This window comes from Curtobacterium sp. MCSS17_016 (genome assembly GCF_003234255.2).
Classification (GTDB): domain Bacteria; phylum Actinomycetota; class Actinomycetes; order Actinomycetales; family Microbacteriaceae; genus Curtobacterium; species Curtobacterium flaccumfaciens.
Map to the genome: position 1 here is coordinate 3,338,227 of NZ_CP126254.1, position 20,059 is coordinate 3,358,285.

9 protein-coding genes and 1 tRNA gene are annotated in these 20,059 nt (G+C 72.0%); 5 read left to right on the top strand and 5 right to left on the bottom strand.

The annotated features are described in order from the left end of the window. Window positions 1-19 precede the first annotated feature (19 nt). On the top strand, window positions 20-12,415 hold the full coding sequence (locus DEJ19_RS15675) for a non-ribosomal peptide synthetase (protein WP_111233671.1): 12,396 nt from the start codon (window positions 20-22) through the stop codon (window positions 12,413-12,415). A gap of 558 nt (window positions 12,416-12,973) precedes the next feature. Here the strand turns inward: DEJ19_RS15675 and DEJ19_RS15680 are convergent. After that, the gene (locus DEJ19_RS15680) at window positions 12,974-14,335 is read right to left on the bottom strand and encodes a pyridoxal phosphate-dependent decarboxylase family protein (protein WP_246552853.1); all 1,362 of its coding nucleotides are present in this window, start codon (window positions 14,333-14,335) and stop codon (window positions 12,974-12,976) included. A 105-nt stretch (window positions 14,336-14,440) separates the two neighbouring features. Between DEJ19_RS15680 and DEJ19_RS15685 the strand changes: the two genes are divergently transcribed. Together DEJ19_RS15685 and DEJ19_RS15690 are read left to right on the top strand one after the other, a co-directional pair. Beyond that, window positions 14,441-15,277, top strand: a complete 837-nt coding sequence (locus tag DEJ19_RS15685; protein WP_111233887.1) for a metallophosphoesterase family protein — start codon at window positions 14,441-14,443, stop codon at window positions 15,275-15,277. Next, on the top strand, window positions 15,274-15,939 hold the full coding sequence (locus DEJ19_RS15690; RefSeq protein WP_220035337.1) for a 4'-phosphopantetheinyl transferase family protein: 666 nt from the start codon (window positions 15,274-15,276) through the stop codon (window positions 15,937-15,939). Before DEJ19_RS15685 ends, DEJ19_RS15690 begins: the two co-directional genes overlap by 4 nt. Window positions 15,940-16,033: 94 nt before the next feature. Here DEJ19_RS15690 and DEJ19_RS15695 read toward each other — a convergent pair. The 4 genes from DEJ19_RS15695 to galU all read right to left on the bottom strand — a co-directional run bounded on the left by DEJ19_RS15695 (window position 16,034) and on the right by galU (window position 19,032). Continuing rightward, a tRNA-Ala gene (locus tag DEJ19_RS15695) sits at window positions 16,034-16,109 on the bottom strand. A 72-nt stretch (window positions 16,110-16,181) separates the two neighbouring features. Then, entirely contained in the window at window positions 16,182-17,276 is a 1,095-nt protein-coding gene (locus tag DEJ19_RS15700) for a hypothetical protein (RefSeq protein ID WP_111233886.1), read from the bottom strand. 118 nt (window positions 17,277-17,394) lie between these two features. After that, window positions 17,395-18,054: a GNAT family N-acetyltransferase gene (locus tag DEJ19_RS15705; protein WP_017887986.1), complete on the bottom strand. Its 660-nt coding sequence runs from the start codon at window positions 18,052-18,054 to the stop codon at window positions 17,395-17,397. A gap of 87 nt (window positions 18,055-18,141) precedes the next feature. Beyond that, the gene (gene galU, locus DEJ19_RS15710; RefSeq protein ID WP_027466560.1) at window positions 18,142-19,032 is read right to left on the bottom strand and encodes a UTP--glucose-1-phosphate uridylyltransferase GalU; all 891 of its coding nucleotides are present in this window, start codon (window positions 19,030-19,032) and stop codon (window positions 18,142-18,144) included. Between the two features lie 114 nt (window positions 19,033-19,146). Between galU and DEJ19_RS15715 the strand changes: the two genes are divergently transcribed. Together DEJ19_RS15715 and DEJ19_RS15720 are read left to right on the top strand one after the other, a co-directional pair. Next, the gene (locus tag DEJ19_RS15715) at window positions 19,147-19,731 is read left to right on the top strand and encodes a 5-formyltetrahydrofolate cyclo-ligase (RefSeq protein ID WP_111092765.1); all 585 of its coding nucleotides are present in this window, start codon (window positions 19,147-19,149) and stop codon (window positions 19,729-19,731) included. 1 nt (window position 19,732) lies between these two features. Beyond that, window positions 19,733-20,023 (top strand): FmdB family zinc ribbon protein, encoded by a 291-nt coding sequence (locus DEJ19_RS15720; RefSeq protein ID WP_111233885.1) that lies wholly within the window; start codon window positions 19,733-19,735, stop codon window positions 20,021-20,023. Window positions 20,024-20,059: the final 36 nt, after the last annotated feature.

Here is a 20,059-nt window from a genome sequence, read left to right on the forward strand (position 1 = left end):
GAGCACCACGAAGGAGATCATGAGCACCATCGAACGCATCTGCTCGCACATCGCGGCCACGCCTGCGAGCACGGCGATCTCGCAGGGGACGACGAAGATCACCTACGGCGAGCTCGGTGCCGCGGCGAGCGCCCTCGCGCGTGCCATGCGAGAGCGCGGCGTCGGTGCGGGGTCTCGTGTCGCGATCACCGGTTCCCGGTCGCCGCGGCTCGTCGTCGCCCAGGTCGCCTGTCTGCTCGTCGGCGCGGCGTTCGTGCCGATCGACGCTGCCGCGCCGGCGGCCCGGCGGGCCGACCTGGTGCGGCTCGCTCGACCGGATGCGATCGTCGATGCCGACGCCACGCTCTCGGCGGACGAGTACGACGCCCCGGTGATCACCTTCCCCGCCAGCACGTCCAGGGGTGGCACGGTGCGCCCGCCCCGTACGGATCCTGATCGACCCGTCTACGTGATCTTCACCTCGGGTTCGACCGGACGACCGAAGGCGGTCGTGGTCTCCGACCGGGGGCTGGACAACCTCGTGTCCGCCTTCGTCGGTCCCCTCTTCGACGCGCACGGGGTCTCGACCGTCGGTGTCGTCTCCCCGTTCACGTTCGACGCGTCCATCAAGATGACCTACGGTGCGCTGACGACCGGTCGGACGCTCCACATCATCACCGAGGACGAACGCGACGACGTCGCCACGATGGGTGGGCGGCTCACCGCTGCCGGCGTGGACGCGTTGGACGGCACACCGTCCTACCTCGCCGTCCTCGCCGCGCAGGACCCCGCGACTGCACCTGCGTTGGCCTGCATCCTCGTCGGTGGGGAGCCGCTGTCGGCCGAGCTCGCCGATGCCCTCGCTGGGTGGTCCGGCGCGCAGGTCGTGAACGTCTACGGTCCGACCGAGGCGACGGTCGACGCGACCTCCCACACGCACGTCGTCGGCGCCGCCCGCGTGCCGATCGGGGCACCGATCGCCGGCGTCGACGTCCGCATCGCACGGGGCGGGCGGCTCGTCGCGGTCGGGCAGCCCGGCGAGATCCACATCGGCGGTGCCGGAGTCGCGCTGGGGTACCTCGACGACGCGGACCTGACCGCGGAGCGCTTCGTCGTCGACCCGTTCGGCCCTGGCAGCGGACGCTTCTACCGGACGGGGGACCTCGGGCGGAAGCTGCGCGACGGCACCATCGAGTACCTGGGTCGGATGGACGAGCAGCTCAAGGTCCGGGGCCACCGCGTCGAGCCCGTGGAGATCGAACGCGTGCTCGCCGGCATCGGTCCGATCGTGTCAGCCGGCGTCGTCGTCGTGAAGCACCGTGGGACACGGCTCGTCGCGGTCTGCACGTCACCGGTGGAGCTCGACGGCGAGGCCGTCATGGCCGCCGCGGCCGACCTGCTGCCGACCTACATGCTCCCCACATCGGTCGTGCAGGTCGACGCCCTCCCGCTCAGCGCGAACGGCAAGCTCGACCGCAGGACCCTCGCGGCCGTCGCCGTCGACCGCCTCGGGTCGGATGACGACTCCGCACCCGCCGTGGAACCCGTCACCGATGCCGACCGAGCCGTGCTCGCTGCCCTCCGTGAGGTGCTGCCCGCCGATGCCGTCGACGGCGCCCACCTCGGCTCGTCGCTCGTCGCCCTGGGCGGGGACTCCATCTCGGCGATCCGCCTCGTCGCGGCCCTGGCTCGCTCCGGGTACCGCACGTCCGTCCGCAATGCCCTCGCGGCGCCGTCGCTCGTCGCCCTGGCTGCCGAGTGCGTCCGGATCCCACGTACTGCTGCTGCCGCCACGATCGACCAGGCCGGCCCGGTCCACCCGACGCCCGTCATCACGGACTTCTTCTCGCGCGGCCTCGCTGAGCCGCGGCACCACCACCAGTCGATCCTCGTTCCCCTCTCGGACGACGAGCACGAACGCGTGCCCGCCGCACTCGACGCGTTGCTCGACCGACACCGTGTGCTGGCCGCGGCGGTGACGGACGGACGCCTCGTCGTGCCCGCCGACGGCGAGGTCCCACCGATCGTGGTGGCCGGGTGGGACCTGACCGGCCGGACGCCTGCCGACGTTGCGACCGAGGCGGCGCGTCGAGCCACGGAGCTCATGGCCGGCCATGCGTGGACCCGTGGACCGCAGCTCCAGGCCGCGGTCCTCGTGTCCGACGACGTCCGGGCCGGTCACCGCCGGCGCGAGCTCTTCGTCGCAGCGCACCACCTCGTCGTCGATGCCATCTCCTGGAGCACGATCGAGCGCGACCTCCGTGCGGCGCTCGCGGATCCGGCTGCTCGAGCGGTCGAGCGGACGGGCACACCGTTCCGCGCCTGGGCGGAACGCCTGGCAGCGTTCGGACGCTCGCCGGAGGCCGAACGTGACCGCGCACTGTGGCAGGCGACCATGCAGCGCGCCGCGGGTTCCGGAGCCGCTGCGGCGATCGAGGCGGCGCGCGGGAGCACGATCGACCAGCCGGAGACCACGACACCTCGGCGGAGTGAACGGCTGTCGTTCGACGTGGCTCAGGTCCCCGCCCTGGCGCCCGGTCGCCGGGACCGCGGCACGGCACGGCCGGAGGAGATCCTCATCGCCGCGGTCGCCCGAGCGGCGGAAGCGACGTGGGGCGTCGCCGAGGTGCCCCTGCTGATCGAGTCCCACGGGCGACCCGACGACATCGACGCGTTGGCGGACTGCGACGTCACGTCGACGGTCGGGTGGTTCACGACCGTCTACCCGGTCGTGGTGTCGGCCGGCCCCCGGACCAGCGCACTCCGAAGTGCGCGCTCCGCACTCCGCCGCGTCCCCCGCGGAGGACTGACGGCCGAACTGCTCTTCCCGGGGGCGGTACGAGGTTCAGGCGTCGGCGTCGTGAACTACCTCGGTTCCCTCGTCGGGGGCTCCGGCCTGAACCCCCTCGGCAGCGTCTCCGACCCCGGCAACGCCGAGACGCACCCCTTCGTCGTTGATGCGTGGCGGCAGGGAGACGAGTTCGTCGTGGACGTCTCCCTCCGCATCGACGCCCTCGGAACAGCTCCGGCAGAGCGATTCGTGACCGAGCTCCGTTCGGCTGTCGTGTCGACCGGGACGGACCGGACGAGGACCGAAGACCTGGGCGCCGTGCCCGCGGACCACGGTGAGAACGACCTGACCATCGCCGAGTTCGACACCCTGCCAGGGGACGCCGGGGAGATCCTGCCCGTCAGCAACCTGCAGGCAGGCCTGCTGTTCGAGCACCTCGCCAGCGCCGACGAGGCGCACCGCGAACACGTCGTGCAGGTGTCCTACCGGCTCGATGCGCCCTTCGACGCCGATCGTCTCACCCGCACCGTGCAAGCGCTGTTCGACGACGTCCCCGCGCTGCGCACGACCTTCCACTGGGAGGGACTCCGCGAGCCGCACCAGGTCGTCCGGCGGCACGTCGAACCGATCGTCCGCATCACCGACCTGACCGGGGTCGACGAGGCGACGTGCGCCGACCGGATCGCCGCGATCTCGGCGGAACGACGTGCCCAGACCTTCGACCTCGGCACCCCGACGCTCTTCGTGACGGATGTCTTCGCGACCGACAACTGCGTCCGCGTGACGTTCACGCACCACCACATCATCCTCGACGGATGGTCACTGGCCGAGGTCGTGCGTCGGTTCACCGCGCACCACCACGGTGCCGGTGCCCTCGAGCCCGTCCCGAGTACGAGCGACCACCTCGCGTGGACGCGCACCCGGGACGCCGACGTCGCGCGTGAGTACTGGGGGCAGGTCTTCTCGGGTCTCACCGCGGGGACGACGGTCCAGAGCGCACGTGGGCTGGAGACCGCCATCGCCGGGCGATCGCGGAGCGGAGCCGGAGCGACGCCGGCGGCGGGCGACCCGACGCGGATCGAGGTCCGGTCCGACACCGCGCTCGCGGTCCGGGTGTCCCGTGCCTTCGCTCCGCTCGGCGTGAGCACCTCCAACGTCGTCGAAGCGGCACTCGCGACGGTCCTGGCCCGGATGAACGGCAGCCGTGACGCGGTGTTCGGGGTCGTGCTGTCCGGTCGCGACGCGCCCGTCCGCGACGTCGAACGCATGGTGGGGCTCTTCATCAACACCGTGCCACGACGTGTGCGGGTCGACGGGTGCGCACCGGTGTCGAGCCTGGCGCTCTCGGTGCGCGACCAGGCGCTCGCGTCGGCCGAGTTCTCGACGGGTCCGTTGTCCGCGGCGCTCGCGGAGGCCGGACCGGACAGCGCGTTCGACTGCCTGTTCACGTTCGAGAACTACGAGGGCTCCGATGCCCGCGACGCCGACGTCCTCCGGTTCGACGGCGCCGTCGAGCAGACGAACTACCCGCTCACGGTGACGGCTGAGATCGACGGCGACGAACTCCTGCTCACCGCGATCCGGGACCCGCGCGTGCTCGATGACGCCGACGCCCACAGGATCTTGCGCGCGCTCCGCCGGGTCTTGGAATCGTTCGCCGACGCGCCGGACCGCCCCGTGTCGTCCGTCTCGTCGGTACCCGTCGTTCCCGGACCAGGCGGACCAGAAGGAACCAGCGGAACCAGCGGAACCAGCGTGACCAGCGTGACCAGCGAGACCAGCGAGACCGGACGTATCGACCGCACCGACCGCCCGCGGGACACGCTCGCGACGGCGTTCGCCGACAGCGCGCGCACACACGCACGCTCGATCGCCCTCGTCGACGCGACGCGGACGCTCACCTACGAGGACGTGATGGCCCGCGCCACCAGGGTCGCCCGGCTCCTCCGCGCGAGCGGGGTCAGCAGTGGCAACGCCGTCGGTGTGGCGGACCTCGGGGTCGACGGCATCGTCGCGATCATCGGCACCGTGCTTGCCGGGGCGGTCTACGTCCCGCTCGACGCACGGACGCCGACGGCGCGGGCCCGGCTCATGTTCGAGCAGGCCGATGTCCACGTCGTCCTCGCCTCCCAGCCAGGAGCACACGAACGGGTAGCAGGACTCTCGTCGGCCGGCCTGGTCGTGGTCGATGCGAGCGACGACGCGCGGCGCGACGCGGACGAAGACGAAGACGCAAGCAACGCGAGTGACGGCGAGCACGCCCCAGTCGACGACGTCGCCCGGCAGCCCGAAGCGGACACGACCGACAGCGACGGTCCCGCTTACGTCATGTACACGTCGGGCACGACGGGGACACCCAAGGGCGTCGTCGTCCCGCACCGAGCGGTCCTGCGGCTCGCAGTCGGGAACACGCACCTTCCGTTCGACTCGTCCGACGTGGTCATCATGACCAGCTCGCTCGCCTTCGACGCGTCGACCCTCGAGATCTGGAGCACGCTCCTCAACGGCGGGTCGCTCATCGTCGGGGACCGCGACGAGGTCCTCGACCCGGATCGCGTGCGTGGGGCCATCGCACGTCACGGCGCGACGACCATGTGGCTGACGGTGTCGCTGTTCAACCAGTTCGTCGCGGAGGACGCGACCGTCCTCCGCGGACTGCGGCGGCTCGTGACCGGCGGTGAGCGGGTGAGCGCCGACCACGTGGCACGCGCCTACGCCGCCTGCCCCGACCTCGTCGTCCTCAACGGCTACGGTCCAACCGAGAACACGACCTTCACGACGGTGCACGCGGTTCCGCGCGGCGTGCGGGCCCGCGACGAAGTACCGATCGGCACGCCCCTGCAGGGCACCTCCGTGATCATCCGGGACGTCGACGGACGCACCTGCGGCGTCGGTGAGCCAGGAGAGCTCGTCGCCGCCGGGGCAGGGGTCGCCCTCGGCTACGTCGGCGACCCCGACGGGACCGCCGCGGCCTTCGAACCCGATCCGGACCGTGCAGGACTCCGCTACCGGACGGGAGACCGCGCCCGCTGGCTGGACGACGGCACCGTCGAGTACCTCGGTCGGACCACGTCGGACTCGCAGGTGAAGGTCCGGGGCTTCCGCGTCGAGATCAGGGAGGTCGAACGCGTCCTCCGCGCCGTCGACGACGTCCGCGACGCGGTCGTGCGGCCGCACGTCGAGTCGAACCTGTCGACGGCGCTCGTGGCGTACGTGGTGGTGCACGGTGCGCTCGACCAGGCACGGATCCGTGCGGACCTCGCGGAACGCCTCCCCGAGTACATGGTGCCGGCCTACCTCGTGGCGCTCGAGGCACTCCCCCTCACCACGAACGGCAAGATCGACGAGACGGCGCTGCCGGAACCCGTCGTCCCGGTCGCCGGGCAGACCGGGGGCACGGCCCGGGTCTGCGCGGGCCGTGAGGACCCGGCGCTCACCACCACCCTCGACGCCTTCGGTGCGGCGCTCGGCCGGCCGGTGTCGCCGGACGAGAACTTCTTCGAGCTGGGGGGCGACTCGATCAAGGCGATCCGTGTCGTGTCCGTGATCCGCCAGCGTGGGTTCACGGTCTCGGTGAGCGCAGTCATGCGGGCGATGACGGCGCGGCGACTCGCGACCGGGCTCAGGACACACGTCGTCGACGCCCGAGCGGACGTCGCCGAGGGCCGGGTGATCCCGACGCCGATCGTGACGGAGTTCGAGCGGTGGGACCTCGCCGACCCGAGCCACTTCAACCAGGACGTCACGGTGGAACTGACCGGGGCGACCACGGCGCAGATCCGTGCCGCGTCGGACGAGCTGTGGACACGACACGGCGCGCTCCGGGCGGTGTTCACCGCCGGCGCGCTCGTCGTCCGGCCGGGTACGGCGACGTACCCGTTCGCCGAGTACGCCGTGGACGACGTCGATGCGGACGACGCGCTCCACGAGCGCGCCTCGGCACTGCACAGCAGCTTCTCGCTGGCGGACGGACCCCTCTTCGGCGTCGTCGTGATCCGGTCGGAGGTCAGGGTCCGCGTCGTGCTCGCCGCCCACCACCTCGTGGTCGACGCCGTCTCGTGGGGGATCCTGACGGACGAGCTCGTCGGCTCGGTCCGCGAGCGGATGTCCGGGGTCGCCGGCGGCTCCCGACGCTCCACGACGACCCTGCGGTCCTTCGCGGACAGCCTCGCCGAGATCGGCCGGCACCCGTCGCCTCGCGCGGACCGGTTCTGGCAGGAGGTCGACCGGGCCGCCGCGGCAGCACTCCCGCGGTTCTCGCCCCGAGCTGACGCCGAGGCGCAGGCCCAGGCACGTGGTCGAGCCCGAGCCACGGTCCAGCTGGAGCGCACGCTCGCCCCCGGTCCGACGCAGGATTCGGTCCGTGCCGTCATGCGGGCCTACGGCGCGTCCGGTGAGGACCTGCTGCTCGCGGCGCTCGCCCGGGCGTTCGAGCGGATCACCGGGCAGACGCAGATCGCGGTCCGTCTCGAACGCCACGGCCGCTCCGAGACTCGAGGACTCCCCGCAACCGACCGCACGGTCGGCTGGTTCACCACGATGTACCCGCTGGTCGTGACGGCGGTCGCCGATCCGGGTGACGCCGTCGCCGCGGTCAAGGACGCCGTGCGCGCCGTCCCCGAGGACGGCGTCACCTACGGCCTGCGCCCAGCTGGGTACGCCGACATCACCACGCCGCTCACCGTCAATTACCTCGGTGACCTCGGCCGATCGACGGTCGACGGCTTCGGCAGCACGGTCTTCAACAGCGCCGGGACCTCCGTCTCGCCGACGAACGCCTTCCTGCCCGGGGTTCGTGCGAACGCGATGATCCTCGACTCGCGCCTCGTGCTGCGCATCTCCCACGAGACCACGGTCGCGTCCGAGGCCCAGGTCGAGCGACTCGCCGACGCCTGGCTGCGAGAGGTGGAGGCGATCGGCGAGCACTGCGCCGGGATCGGTCCCCGCATCCGCACCGCAGCCGACTTCCCCGACGCAGTCGAACTGACGCGCCACGACATCGACGTCATCGAGCGCTTCCCGGAGCACGTCGAGGACGCCGTGGAGCTGACGCCGCTGCAGGAGGGGATGCTCGTGCACAGCCTCGCGGGCGGAACCGACTACGTCGTCCAGCAGAGCTACCTCGTCGTCGACCCTCTGCGTTCCCTGCTCACACCGTCGCGGTTGGCGACCGCCGCCCTGGCGGTCGCTGCTCGGCACGATGCCCTGCGTTCGGCGTTCGTGACCGACTCGTTGTCCCGTCCGCTCCAATTCGTCCTCGCCGAGCGCGACGTCCCGGTGGCGTGGGACGACCTCCGCGGCCGGTCCGCGACGTCAGCGGACATCGACGGGCTGCTCGCGTCCGACGTGGCGCACGGGTTCGACCCCGCGACGGACCCGCTGCTGCGCATCCGGGTCGTGCGGTCCGACGCCACCGACTCGACCGGGAGCGCGGTCGGCGAGGAGACGCGGCTCGTGCTGACGATGCACCACCTCGCCGTCGACGGCTGGTCGCTCTCGCACATCCTCAGCGAGCTGGTGGACGGGTGCCGCAGCCTGGCAGCCGGTGCGTCAGCGGCGACGGTGCTCGACCGCGCACGGGAGCGCCGGTCCGCCACGGCCCAGCCGCGTGACCAGGTGCGGTGGATCCGCGACCAGGACGACGGTGCGTTCACGGCGTTCTGGGCGGACACCCTGGCCGGCTACGAAGCGACAGCAGAGTTCACCTCGGCTGGCCGGTCACCCGTGCTCGACGCCGGCGCCGCCCCCAACTCCACCACCGACCCCTCGGTCGATGCGCACGGTGTCGGTCGTCTCGAATCCGCGACGGCCTCCGATCTCCGGCGGCGCCTCGACGCGGCGCACGCCTCGTCCGGCATCACCGTGTCGAACCTGGTGCACGCCGCGTTCGCGCTCGTCCTCGGGCGGGAGAGCGGCTCCGACGACGTCGTCTTCGGCTCGGTCGTCTCGGGCCGCGACCACGACGTCAGCGGACTCGCCGACGCCGTCGGACTCTTCATCAACACGATCCCGGTCCGGGTGCAGCTCGCACCGCACCTGTCGACGGACGACCTGCTCCGGTCCGTCCGGGACCAGGCCCTGGGGAGCGCAGACCACGCGTACGGTTCCCTCCGCACCGTCGAGGACGCCGCCGACCTGCACGGCTCGGTGCGGTGCCTGCTCGCCTTCGAGAACCACGAGGACCGGGACCCGGCGGCCCTCGGCCTGCGCTTCGACCAGTCCCGTGAGCAGACGAACTACCCGGTGACGGTCGCTGTCCGACCGGTGGGTGACGATCTCGCGATCACGGTGCTGTACGACAGCGGCACCATCACACACAGCGATGCGGAGCGGATCCGGGGACGGCTCGAACTCGTGCTCGAACAGTTCGCGACGGACACGACCCGCCCGGTCAGCGCGATCCGCACCCTCGACGATCTCCACGAGCACGAGGTGCTGTGGTGCTTCGGGGCGAACGAGGTGCCCTACGACCGTGACCAGACCGTCGTCGACGCCTTCCTCGCCCACGCTCGGGTGCACCCGACCGACGTCGCGATCGTGATGGGCGAGGCGGAGTACGACTTCGCGACGGTGGCCGACGCGGCACGCGCGGTCGCCGTCGCGGTGGCCGCGCAGGTGCCCCGTGGCGGACGGGTCGGGCTCCTCACGACACGCGGACCGCGAACGGCCGTCGCGATGATCGGCACCATGATGGCCGGCTGCGCCTTCGTTGCGCTGGACGTCGATTCGCCGGACGCGAGGCTCCTCGACGTGTTGGCGGATGCCGCGCCCGCCGTGGTCCTGACGGACGGGGACGTCGCGCACGACACCGCGCTGCGCGTCACCGCGGAGACACGCGTCATCCGCCTGGACGGTGTCCTCGAGGACGGACCGGGCGGCGGAGCACTGGATCCCGACCGCCTCCCCGCTCCGGACGACGTCGCCTACTGCGTCTACACGTCGGGCTCCACGGGCAGGCCGAAGGGCGTCGTGCTCACGCACCGGGGGCTGGCGAACCTCCGCGCGCACCTCCGGCAGACGTACGCACCGCAGTCGTCCGACCGCGTCCTGCAGTTCGCGAACAGCGTCTTCGACGCCTCGGTGTGGGAACTCACCCTCTCAGTGCTCAGCGGTGCGGCGCTCGTCGTCGTGCCGAAGGAGATGCTCTACGAGACCGATCTCCTGGAAGCGGAACTCCGACGGACCGGGGTGACGCTCGGGCTCCTGCCGCCGCACTACTACGTGCACCTCGACTCGGTGCCGATGCGGATCCTGACGACCGGCGGCGGCGCGTCGAGCCCCGCCGTCGTCGAGAAGGCTCGCAGCGCCGGAGTCCGCTACGTGAACGCATTCGGTCCGAGCGAGACCACCGTGCTCGCGACGGGGTGGGAAGACCCGGGCGACGGACCCGTCCCGTCGCGCATCCCGATCGGGCGACCAGTGGCGAACACCCACGTCGTCGTCGTCGTCCACGAGGGCTCACACGTGCGTCTCTGCGGCGTCGGCGAGGTCGGCGAACTCTGTGTCGCCGGGGACGGCGTCGCCCAGGGGTACCTCGGCCTGCCGGAGGAGACGGCCCGTGCGTTCGTGCCGAACCCGTTCTCGGACGGGCCCCTGTACCGCACCGGAGACCGTGTGCGGTGGCTGCACGACGGCACGCTCGACTTCCTCGGCCGGATCGCGGACAGTGGCCAGGTGAAGGTCCGCGGGCACCGGGTCGAGGTCGCGGAGGTGGAAGCGGGGGTCCGCCGCGTCCCGGGTGTCCGCGACGCCGTCGTGGTGGCGTCCCCGACCGAGGACGGCGCGACGCTGACGGCCTACGCCGTGTTCGACGACGCACGGGAACCGGTCCTCGTCCAACGTGCGCTGCGTGACCTGCTGCCCGGGTACATGATCCCCCAGGCCGTCGTGCCCATCGACGTGATCCCGTTGAACCGTTCCGGCAAAGTCGACCGCTCGGCCCTGACGACGGCCGACACGAGCCGCACGAGCCGCACGACACCACAGCCGACCGACATCGACGGGTCCGGCGCCGGACACGCCCGTGGCGACGACGCACGCCGGACGTCGGTCACGACCACCGCGGAACAGGCCGTGATCCAGGTGTTCCGCCAGGTGCTCGTCCGCCAGGACGTCACGCTCGACGACAACGTCTTCGAGATCGGTGGCGATTCGATCAAGGCGATCCGGATCGTCTCGGCGCTGCGCGCGGCTGGTTTCACGACCACAGCACGGGACGTGATGGGTGCCATGACCCCCCGGGCGATCGCACCGTTGCTCCGGACCGCTGCCGGTCCTCGCGCATCGCAGGGCGTGGTGACCGGGGTGGTGGGCGGAACGGCGATGGTCGAACAGTTCTTCGCCTGGGACCTCGCCGTGCCGGACCACTTCAACCAGGACCTGCTGATGGAGATCGGTGTCGGTGCGTGGCGCGCGACGATCGAGCAGGTCGCGGCGGCTCTGTCCGCTGTCTGGTACCACCACGACGCGCTCCGGGCGGTCGTCCGGGCGGACCGGCTCCACCTCCGCGACGTGGCCGAGGCCGGTGCCTTCCCACTCGAGAGCGTGGAGACGTCCGCCGACGGCCTCGACGGGGTGCTGCAGCAGGGCGGTGACCGTCTGCACCGGGGCCTGGACCTCGTCGCCGGCCCGCTCGCCCGCGCGCTGCTCGTGTCCACGCCGCACCGGCAGTGTCTGGTGATCGTGGCGCACCACCTCGTCGTCGACCTGGTCTCGTGGCAGGTCATCGCCGAGGACCTCCGTACGGCGCTCGACCAGGCGGTGGCCGGCGAGGACATCACGCTGCCCGCCAAGACGGCGTCGTTGCGCGAGTGGGCGGATGCGCTGGAGGTCTTCACCACCCACCGCGCCACCGAGACCGACACCCACTGGTCGGCGGTGCACCGTGCCCTCCCAGGAGCGGACCTGCGTGTCGAGGTGCCGACCCCGGAGACTCCGGCGGCATCGGCCCGGACGGAGGCGTTCGTGCTCGATGCGGCGGCGACGACCGCCATCGTCGACGACGGCACCCGGGCGTACTCGTGCTCCGTGGAGGACCTGGCGCTCACGGCCCTCGGGGAGGCTGCGAGGCGTCTGACCTCGCAGGAGCGACTCAGCGTGCGGTTGGAGAGCCACGGTCGGCTCGAGCACGACATGCTGCCTCCTGTGGACCGGACCGTCGGGTGGTTCACGTCGGCGTACCCCGTCGTGCTCGAGACGACGGGGGACCTGACGCAACGCGTGCTGCAGACGAAGGAACTCGTCCGCGCGGTCCCCGACCTCGGTGTCGGCTACTCGGCGGCAGCTCGTGTTGTCGACCGAGCCGACGTGACGCTCACGCTGAACTACATCGGGTCGGTCGGGGGCCGGGATGCCGCGCGGGGCAGCACGGTCGGCACGCCGTCGGCGGAGGGCAACCGGGCGTTCGGCGGGGTCTCGGTCGTCGTCGGCGTCGAGGGTGACGTCCTGCGCGTGGTGACGGCGGTCGACACCACGGTGACGACCGACCGGTGGTTCGAGGCGTTCGTCGGCGCGCTCCGGGCAGGCCTCGAGGACCTGGCCGCTCACTGTCGACGGCAGGACGGGGTCCACCGCACCACGTCGGACCTCACGAGCACCGACCTCGACGACGACGATCTGGAGGCCCTCAACGCGCTCTTCGGCTGAGGGCGATGCCGACACCGCGGCCGGAGCACGGCTCCGGCCACGACGCCCCGGCCGCCGCCCGCCAGCCGCGGGCGCGCAGCCACTGGCGAGCAGCCAGCGGCCGGCCCCTACCGGCGAGCGCTCACCGCCCACCAGCCAGCGGCCACGCCGACCGGCCGACACGCACCGCCCCGACACGCACCGCCCAGCGCGCAGCGCTCACCGCTCACCGGCCGACCTCCCACGGGTCCGGATCACCCCTGACCGCCGACCGCCGGACCGCGACCGCCGCTCACCGGCCGACCCCCCACGAGCCCGGAGCACCGCCGACCGCCCACCCCCGACCGCCGACCGGCCGCCAACCGCCAACCGACGACCGCCAACCGACGACTTCGAACGGCCTTCCGCAAACCGCCCACGGCCCACGACCCCGGCCCACGACCCCGACCACCGCGCACTGCGCTCCACTCGCCACTCGCCGGCCGACAGCGCCCGGCCGCCTGACAACCGCCCGGTCAGCCACGGCGCAAGAGTCAACGGCCAACGGTCAACGGCCCCCGACCGCCACCGCCACCGCCCTCACCTGGAACGCGGCTCGTCCAACGTGTCCAGGATCCGCAACAGCAGCTCGACCGTCGTCCGCGGGTTGATGATCGCGAAGCGGAGGTGCGGACGTCCGTCGGTGGAGGTGGGCGCGACGAACCCGACCTGCTCGGCGAGCAGCGTCGCGCTCCACGCCGCGTAGTCGCCGTGGCCCCACCCGGCCCGCTCGAACGCGACGATGGAGAGCTGCGGATGCCGGATCAGGCGGAGGTGGGGCCGTCGCTCGATCTCCTCGGCGATCGTGCGCGCGGTGGTGATCGTGGAGGTGATGGCGGCACGGTACGCCGCGGCTCCGTGCGAGGCGAGGGAGTACCAGAGGGCGAGACCGCGTGCGCGCCTGGTGAGGTGCACGGCGTAGTCGGCGGGGCTGGGCTCGACGTGTTCCGCCGTCACGTCGAGGTAGGGGGCTCGCTGCGTGTGGCTGCGGCGGGCTCCTTCGGGATCCCGGTAGATGAGCGCGCAGGCGTCGTGCGGGGCGAAGAGCCACTTGTGCGGGTCGACGATCACCGAGTCGGCGTCCGCCACCCCGTCGAACAGGGGTCGGGTCAGGGGCGACAGCATCCCGGCGAGTCCGTAGGCGCCGTCGACGTGGAGCCAGAAGTCGTGTCCGGGGCGGAGGCCCGCGATCCCGGCGATGTCGTCGACGGTCCCGCAGTTGGTGGATCCCGCGGTCGCGACGACGGCGAAGACGGAGTCGCCGTGAGCGTCGAGCGCTGCCCGGACGGCGGGGCCGCGCATCGATCCGTCGGTGTCGCAGTCGACCAGCACGACGTCGACGTCCATGACGTGTGCGGCGCTGACGATGGAGGAGTGCGCCTCCCTGCTGCACACGACGCGCCACCGGTCCGGGGCGACGGGGGTCCGGCGGCGTGCCCGGTCCCGGGCGGCGACGAGAGCGGAGAGGTTCCCGAGGGTGCCACCCTGCACGAACGTCCCCCCGGAGCTCGTGGGGAGGCCGAACTCGTGGGCGAGCCAACGGATGGCCTCGTCCTCGGCGAAGACCGCACCGGATGACGTCTGCCGGAACCCGGCGAAGATCGACGACGCCGTGACCGCCAGGTCGAACGCGATGGCGGCACTGGTCGGGGCTGCGGGGATGAACGACAGGTAGCGGGGGTCGTCGGCGGCGATGCACGCTGGAGCGAGCACGCGCGTGAAGTGGTCGAGGACGGCACTCGTCCCGTGTCCGTCCTCGTCGATGGTGACCTCGCTCCGCTCGGCGAGGTCGCGGGAGGACAGGACGGCACCGAGCGGCAGGTCGTCGTCGAGGAGCCGGTGGCGGACGAGATCGAGGATCTCGTCGACCGTCCGGACCGAATCGTCGCTGATCGTGTGCATCCCCGCCCCACCCGCCGTTAATCGCTGTCCTGAGAGACTACTCATCAAGTCCGCACCCTACCGGAGCGGTGTGGCGGGTCGGGTCGCGCACTACTGTGGATCCGTATGGCCGACATCCTCGCGATCAGCGACCTGCACGTCGGCCACGCCGGCAACCACGACTTCGTGTCCCGGATCGCGCCACGATCAGCCGGCGACTGGCTGATCGTCGCCGGGGACGTCGCGGACCGTCTGGACCAGGTGGTCTCGACGATGCGGACGCTGCGGGAGCGCTTCGAGACGGTGATCTGGGTCCCCGGCAACCACGAACTGTGGTCGCTCCCGGGTGACGTCGGGGGTCTCCGGGGAGTCGCACGCTACGACGCCCTCGTGGCGGCCCTGCGGTCGGTGGGTGTCGTCACGCCGGAAGACCCGTACCCGGTGTGGCCGGGACCGGACGGGCCGCTCGTCGTGGTCCCGCTGTTCCTGCTGTACGACTCCTCGTTCCGCCCTCCGGGAGCACGTTCCGCCGCCGAGGCACTGACCATCGCGGAGCAGGCGGGGGTCGTGTGCTCGGACGAGTTCCTCCTGCATCCCGACCCGTACCCGAGCCGTGCCGCGTGGTGCGCCGCACGCGTCGCGGCCACGCGTGCGCGGCTCGACGCACTGCCCCCGGGCAGCCGCACGGTCCTCGTGAACCACTTCCCGCTCGTGCGGGCGCCCACGGACCGGTTGCGCTACCCGGAGTTCGCCCTGTGGTGCGGCACCGAGGAGACGGCGGACTGGCCGATCCGGTACCGCGCCGAGGCGGTCGTCTACGGGCACCTGCACATCCCCGTGACGGACCGCATCGACGGCATCCCCCACCACGAGGTGTCCCTCGGCTACCCGGACGAGTGGGGAAGCCCCGGGGCGTCGGCGCGTCGGGTCGTGCGGGTCGTCGGTCCCGGAGCGGGCGCGTGACCGGGGCGCTGCGCGGTCTCCTGCCGCACGAGGTCGAGGTCGAGGTGACGACGACGGACGAGGGCGCCGAGTCGCCGTTCGCCGAGGAGCGCGTCGTCGTGTCGCGTGCGGTCGCGGCGCGGCGGGCCGAGTTCGCGACCGTGCGCGCGTGCGCGAGGCGGGCACTGGGCCGGTTGGGGGCCCCGGTGGGCCCGATCCTCCCCGGCGCCGACCGGGCACCCCGCTGGCCCGAGGGCTTCGTCGGCAGTCTGACCCACTGCGACGGGTTCCGGGCCGCGGCGGTCGCACGGGCGTCCGACGTCGTGTCGCTCGGCATCGACGCCGAACCGCACGGCCCGCTGCCGGACGGTGTCGAGGAACTGGTCGCCCTGCGGCAGGAACGCGACCGGCTGACGTCCCTGGCTGCCGGGTCTCCGGACGTCGCGTGGGGTCGGGTGCTCTTCAGCGCGAAGGAGAGCGTCTTCAAGGCGTGGTCCCCGTTGACCGGTCGGTGGCTGGACTTCTCGGAGTGCGAGCTCGTGATCCAGCCGACGGGTACGTTCGACGCGTCGTTCCTCGTCCCCGGGCCGGTCGTCCGCGGCCGGCGCGTCGACGGGTTCGACGGCCGCTGGGCCGTGCAGGACGGACTCGTCGTCACCGCGGTCTGCCTGATCACCGGGTGACCGCGGAGCACGCGAGAACGCGGGTCGACGCTGGGCGAGCAGGTCCGGGAACGACGACGGCCCCGGGAGACCCGGGGCCGTCGTCCGGACCACTTGGTGGAGCTAAGGGGATTCGAACCCCTGACCTTCTCATTGCGAACGAGACGCGCTACCAACTGCGCCATAGCCCCAAGTGCTCGACCACACTAGCACCCCCGGTCCGCCGATCCGAAATCGCACGGGGGCCGTCGGGCGTGCCGCGGTCAGACCGCGCGACGCCGCCGCATGATCGCGTCGAGGTCGGCCTGCTGGTACGCGTCGTCGTCGAGGACACCCATGCCGGCCCACTTGCTCGGCGGAGCGGCGGGCTCGTCGGCGGGAGCGGGAGCAGCGGGGGCGGCGGCGGTCGGCGCCGCCGGAGCCCTGAGCCCGAGCCGCTCGGCCAGACGCCCCTGGTCGTGCGCGGACAGCGACGCGGCGGCCTCCTCGAGCTCGGGCCGCATCCGGGACACGCGTGCCAGCGACGGGTCGGACTCCCCCGCACGGATGGCTGCCGCTTCGGCCTCGGCCTCGGCCTTGGCGGCGGCGACGCGCTCCTTCAGACGGGCGGCGAGCTCTGCGGACGACTCCGGCGAGGCAGCCGGTGCCGTGGGGCGCTCGACGTACAGCGGCTTCGGCACGCGGTTCGGCGTCCAGGTGCGGTCCGCCGTCGGCGCGGCGGGCTGGTCGGTGGAGAGCGGCGGGGCCGGATCCGTCCAGGTGGTCGTCGGCCGGGAGGCGCGGCTCGCGCCCGCCTCGGACGCCGGGATCCGCTGCTTCCGCGCCGTCGCCACCTGGTGCAGCTGGGCCAGGACCGCTGCGGACCCACCGGCGGCGACGAGTCCGGCGACACCGACGAGCCAGAGCGACGGTGCCGCGACGAAGACCACGAGGGCGATGACGACGCCGAGCGTGCCGAACAGGGTCGCCCCGAGCCGGGAACGGCGCATGCGCATCGCGGTCAGGGCCGGCACGGCGGACGCCCGCTCGAGCACCGGTGCCTGCTCGGCCAGGCGGCGGGTGATCTCACGCTGCCGCGCGGCTTCGTGGGCTCGGACGATGGCGGTGCGCTTGGCCTCTTCGGACCGGGCGACGCGCTGCGCCTGGGCGAGGGACTTCGCGTTCATCTCGATGCGGACCTCGTCCGGCAGCTCGGCGGTCTGCGCGAGGATCCGGAGGGTCTGCTGCAGCCGGATGGCGTTCCGCTCGGTGGCCAGGTACTGGCGGCGGGCGGCCCACGACGGCATCAGGTAGACGAGCCAGAGGACGGCCGCGACGAGCAGGACGATGCCGCCACCCCACGAGCCGATTCCTGCCATGCGAACACGGTAGGGGCGGCGGTTCCCGCGCCGCGTCATTGCCGGACGCGTGTTGCGCGTGTCGGGACGGAATCCGTGGGAGGCGAGCCGCGCCTCCAGGCCCGTCAGACGTGGGACGTCAGATGCGGGGCGTCGTGTCCAGGGGCATCGCCGCCTCGTCGCGTGCGGCGAGCGGCACGGTCCCCACGCCGGGCGGCACCTGCCCCTGCACCCAGCGCTCGAGGACGCCCCCGCGGACCTCTTCGGCCACCAGCGCGAAGCAGAAGTGGTCGCGCCAGTCCCCGTTGATGTGGATGTACCGGCGACGGAGTCCCTCGTACCGGAAGCCGAGCTTCTCGACGACGCGCAGGCTCGGGGCGTTCTCCGGCCGGATGCAGATCTCGATCCGGTGCACGCCGAGCGAGCGGAAGCAGTGGTCGACGGCGAGGGCGACGGAGATCGGCGTCACGTTGTGGCCGGCGGCGTCCTCGACGACCCAGTAGCCGATGGAGGCGCTCGCGAGCGAGCCGTAGGAGATGCCGGAGACGTTGAGCTGCCCGACGAAACGGCCGTCGAGTTCCATCGCGAACGGGAGTCCCAGTCCCGCGCGGGCGTTGGCCTGGAGCGCGCGGATGCTGCCCCGGACGTCGGTGGAGACGTGTCCGGAGGGGTTCGTGGCCTCCCAGGTGCGGAGCCACGAACGGTTCGTCGCGAGTGCCGCGTCGAGGTCGCGGGTGTCGCGGAGCCGGAGGGGCCGGATGGTGACCCGCCCGTGGGACAGGGTCGGGATCGTCGTCATCGCTGGGTTCCTCCGGGGTCCCGCCCCGGTGCGGGACGGGGTGTCCCGCCCGGGTCCGTGATCACCGGACCCGAGCGGGATGGCCGACTATTCGCCCGCGTTGAACTCCTTCAGCCACGACTTGAGGTCGGGGCCGAGGTCATCGCGGTCCGAGGCGAGCTGCACGATCGCCTTGATGTAGTCGAGTTTGTCACCCGTGTCGTACCGGCGTCCACGGAACACGACGCCGTACACGCCGCCGGTCCACTCTTCGGCGCTCGCCATCTTCATGAGCGCGTCGGTCAGCTGGATCTCGCCGCCCTTGCCCGGCTCCTGCTTCTCGAGGACGTCGAAGACCTCGGGACGGATGACGTAGCGGCCGATGATGGCCAGGTTCGAGGGCGCTTCGCCCTGCGGGGGCTTCTCGACGAGGCCGGTGATCTTCACCACGTCGTCGGTGTCGGTCGGCTCGACCGTGGCGATGCCGTACAGGTGGGTCTGCGACTCGGGGACCTCGAGCAGGGCCACGATCGTGGCGTTCTTCTCGCCCTGGACCTCGATCATGCGCTGGAGCAGCGGGTCACGAGCGTCGATGATGTCGTCACCGAGGAGCACGGCGAACGGCTCGCGGCCGACGTGCATCTTCGCGCGGAGCACCGCGTGGCCGAGGCCGAGCGGGTCACCCTGTCGCACGTAGTGCATGTCGGCGAGGTCCGTCGACTGGTTCACCTTCTGCAGCTTCTCGTGGTCGCCCTTCTTGCGGAGGGTCTCCTCGAGCTCCGACACGTGGTCGAAGTGGTTCTCGAGCGCGTTCTTGTTGCGCCCGGTGATCATCAGCACGTCGGTCAGCCCGGCACCGACAGCCTCTTCCACCACGTACTGGATGGCCGGCTTGTCGACGACGGGGAGCATCTCCTTCGGCATCGCCTTGGTCGCGGGGAGGAAGCGGGTACCCAGCCCTGCGGCCGGGATCACCGCCTTCGAAATCTGGAAGCCCATGCTCAGACCGTATCCGATCCCCCTTTCGAGGGCATGTCGTCGCTCCGGGGGACACGGGACCCCGCGTGTTCCCGGCGGGAAGCCGCAACCGTGCCCCTCGGTAGACTCCTGCGCATGATCGCCGATCTCGGGAACGAGAAGCGCGCCCTGCGAGCCGAACTCCGGCAGCGGCGGCGCACCCGGACCACGACCGAACGCGACGCGGACACCGAGACCCTGACCGCGACCCTGCAGCGCTTCGTCGAGGAGCGCCAGGTGACGTCCCTCGCCCTGTACCTGTCCGCACCGGACGAACCGAACGTCCGGCCGTTCCTGAACTGGGCGTACGGGCAGGGCATCCGCGTGCTGCTGCCGATCACCCGCGAGGACGGCCTGCTCGACTGGGCCGTGGGCGACGGCGAGAGCGAGACCGAGAGCCTGCTCGGCCTGCCCGAGGTCGTCGGCGAGGTCCTGTCCCCGCTCGCGATCAACGACGTCGACGCGATCCTGGCCCCGGCGGCGGCGGTCGGGCACGACGGCGTCCGCATGGGCTGGGGGCGCGGCTACTACGACAAGACCCTCGGGTCCATGGCGAACCGTCCGCCCGTCTATGCTGTGATCTTCGACGCGGAGTACCTCGACGAGGTCCCGCGCGAACCCCACGACGAACCCGTTGACGGCATCATCACGCCGTCGCGCATCATCACGTTCCGGAGCTGACGTGCCCACCTACTCGTACCGTTGCACCGAGTGCGACAACGCGTTCGACATCAAGCAGTCCTTCTCCGACGCCACCCTGACGGAGTGCCCGGTCTGCGGCGGCGTCCTGCGCAAGGTGTTCTCCCCGGTCGGCGTGACCTTCAACGGCGGCGGCTTCTACCGCACCGACTCGCGCCCGGCCCCGAAGTCCGAGGGCTCGTCGAGCACCCCCGCGAAGTCCGAGCCGAAGAAGTCCGAGCCGGCGAAGAAGTCCGCGTCGAAGCCCAGCGGCTCGAAGCCCGCCGCGTCCTGACGCGGTCTGCGCTCTCCGGATAGGTTGGGGCGCGTC